Below are 3,152 nucleotides of genomic sequence, written 5' to 3'. Positions count from 1 at the left end.
CCCCCGAGACCGCCAGTCGGATTGCCACCGCCGATGCCACCCAGCGCACCGGTCACCGTGCCAACGACGCCGCCGAGACCACCGCCGCTGCCACCAACACCACCCAACACGCCCGTCACGGCACCGACCGCGCCGGTGGCCGCGTTCGCCACCGTCCCGACGACACCACCAAGCCCGCCGGTCGTACCACCACTTCCGCCGAGACCACCCAGCGCACCCGTCACCGTACCGGCCACGCCCGCGACCGGCTCGAGCAATCCGCTACCGATACCAATGGCCGCGCTTCCCGTCCCCGTCCCGGCAAGCCCGATCGAGATACCGCCTGCATTCGGGTTGCCGACCGTCACCGCCCCATTCCCCCATCCCGTCACCGTGCCGATGAGTCCCCCGGGCGCCGGCGACGCGCCTTCGATGATCAAGCCGTCGGTGTTGCTGAGACTTCCCGGCACGGCGGTCACGACCACCGCCTGGGACGCCGTGGCGGCCAGGCTGAACACAGCCGCGACCGACAGGGCGATGCCCGTCAATTTCACGTTCATTTTCGTTTTCATGAGTAACCTCAGTTCGGTTGGACAACCGCGGAACAGCTCGAGCGATGACGCGTGGACCCTGTCGCCCGAAGGCGGCACGAATCGTTCGCGGATTGCCCGATACGGCAAAGCGTTGAAACAAGTTCGAACAGACCGATGCAACGGGATACCAAACACCGCGTGACGCGCTTCATGAAAACGATTCGCATCACGAAGTTTCTGAAATACGAACCTGAAAACAAACCACCACATAACCATCGATAAACGATCGGCCGCTCACGACGACTTCATCGCGAACGGCCGTCGCCCCTCCCTTTAGAACTTCCACAACAGATTGCCGTACAACGCGTGATCGCTGATGTGGCCGCCAAGCTGGCCGCTATACGACAGGCCGAGCGACAGGTTCTTGGTCACGGCCGCATCGACACCGACCTCGAGCACCGCGGCATCACGCGCGACCGGCACGCCGGTCACGCTGAACGGCGAACCGCCGCTCGCGAACGACAGCGTCGACGCCGGCTGCGTATTGCCGAATGCATGCCGCCATCCGACGGTGCCGAACGCCGTGACCTTGCCCTTCGTCGTGACCGCGACGTCGGTCGAGGCCCGCACGCCGAGCGTCGAGAAGCCGAGGCCCGTCGTGTCGGAATCGCCCTGCAGCGCCGCCGCGCCGCCGTTCTCCCTGAAGCCGCCGGTGTGCAGGCTCGCGAACGCAAGCCCGACAAACGGTTCGAGCGAGACGTTGCGAATGGCCGTCGAGTAGCCGATCTCGGTGAACACCTGCGTCGCGTTCGCGTCGTAGCTGGCGGTATCGTGGTCGGCGAAGCTGCCGAACGACGGATTGCGCTCGCTATGCACGCGGTACCACGACTGCGACACGCCACCGCGCACGTTCCACGCGTCGTATCGGCCGCTGGCGTACAGCGCGATCGTCCCGCCGTTGACCTTCGCCGACTCGTTCTGGTCGGTATTGAGCTGGCTGCGCGACGCGCCGCCCGCGATACCGACGCGCCAGTGGCTGCTGACTTCCGCATCCGTGCCGACGATGAAGCCATACAGGTTGCGATCGATCGACGCGACGCCGTCGCCGTTGAACCGGCTATGCGAGCCGTACAGTCGGCCCCACACCGCGGGCTTGTACGACTTGGCCGGCGTGCAGCCGTTTTCCGCGGCCATGCGCCGGTCGAGCGCCGCCGCATGGTCGTCCGCCGACACCGGCGCCTCGCATCCGCACAGCGCCCCGCCCGGCTGCGAACCGAGCCGCGCACGATCGAGCACCGCGTCGCGCACGTAGCGGCTGTCCGACAGCAGCACGCTACGCGTACTCGGATACAGATCGCCGGCCAGTTGCGTGAATGCGCGGTTCGCGGTCGTCGCATCCGACGTCAGCACCGTATCGAACAGCGGGTTGCCGGCGCCGAGCGTGCCGACCGCGCCCGCCACCGCTTGCCCGTCGGGCGTAGTCGCCACCGACGCGAACGGCGTGCCGTTCGGCGCCAGCGACATCAGTACCTGCGCCGGGTTGTACGTGAGCGTCGGCGTGAGGAACGCATACGTCGAGTTCACCGCGCTGAATTGCCCTTGCACGCCCGCGCCGGCATTCACGATGGTGTAGAGCTTGCCCGGCTGGTATTGCCCGGTCGCCGCGACGACCTGCACCGACCCACCGTTGAGCGTGGCGGAGCCGGTCACGTCGAGGCCGCCGCTCTGCTGCGGCGTGGCGCCGACCTGCAGCGTCGAGCCCGGCTGGAAGGTCGCGTTGCCCGCGACCTTCAGCGGCTGCCCCAGCTGGAGGACCGATGCAGTACCGCCGCCCGACACGACCAGGCCGCCGACCGTGCCCGTCCCGGTGACGGTCGCGCCGCTGCCGACGGTCACCGGCGAGCTGGCCAGCGAACCGGTGACGGCGAGCGTGCCGCCCGTCACGTTCGTCGGCCCGGACAGCGTGTTCGTCCCGCTCAGCACCTGCGCGCCCGTGCCGGCCAGCGTCAGCGGGCCGGTACCCGACAGCGTGCCCGCGAACGAGCTGGTGCCGGCGGTATTGACCGTCAGCGGCGTCGCGCCGAGATTCACGGTCGAACCCGTCGTACCCGACAGCGTGCCGATCGACTGCGGCGCGGCCGAGGCCGCCAGGTTCAGCGTCGCGCCGCTGCCCGCGAGGATCACCGGGCTCGTCGGCGCGAGGCTGCCTGCACCGGCGAGCGCGAGCATGCTGCCGCTGCCGATCGTCGTGCCGCCGGTGTACGTGTTGGCGCCGGTCAGCGTCTGCGTGCCGCCGCCCTGCACCGCGAAGCCGCCGGTGCCCGCGATCGTGCCGCCGAACGAACCGCCCGCCGGACCGGCCACGGTCAGCGTATTGCCGCCGAGATTCACGGTCGAACCGGCGGCGCCCGACAACGCGCTCGCCGTCTGCGGCGTCGTGGCCGCGCCGACGTCGAGCGTCGCGCCGTTGCCGGCCAGCGTCAGGGCGCTGCCCGCCGACAGGCTGCCGTTGCCGCCGATCGCCAGCGTGCTGCCGTTGCCGATCGTCGTGTTGCCCGTGTACACGTTCGCGCCGCCGAGGGTCGTCGTCGACGGGCCGCTCACCGCCAGGTTGCCCCCGCCCGAGATCGGGCCGCTCAG

At 69.4% G+C, this 3,152-nt stretch carries 1 protein-coding gene and 1 pseudogene; both read right to left on the bottom strand.

Annotated features, from left to right (window positions below):
- Positions 1 to 788: pseudogene (locus JMF86_RS31455) on the bottom strand (hypothetical protein); the annotation flags it as partial.
- A 57-nt stretch (positions 789 to 845) separates the two neighbouring features.
- The coding region (locus tag JMF86_RS31450; RefSeq protein WP_201317266.1) for an autotransporter domain-containing protein at positions 846 to 3,152 on the bottom strand (2,307 nt) is incomplete at its 5' end.

Source organism: Burkholderia sp. E168m15, from assembly GCF_016586105.1.
GTDB lineage: Bacteria > Pseudomonadota > Gammaproteobacteria > Burkholderiales > Burkholderiaceae > Burkholderia > Burkholderia orbicola.
Note: the sequence above shows the minus strand (reverse complement) of the source record. Positions and strands in the feature narration are given on the sequence as shown.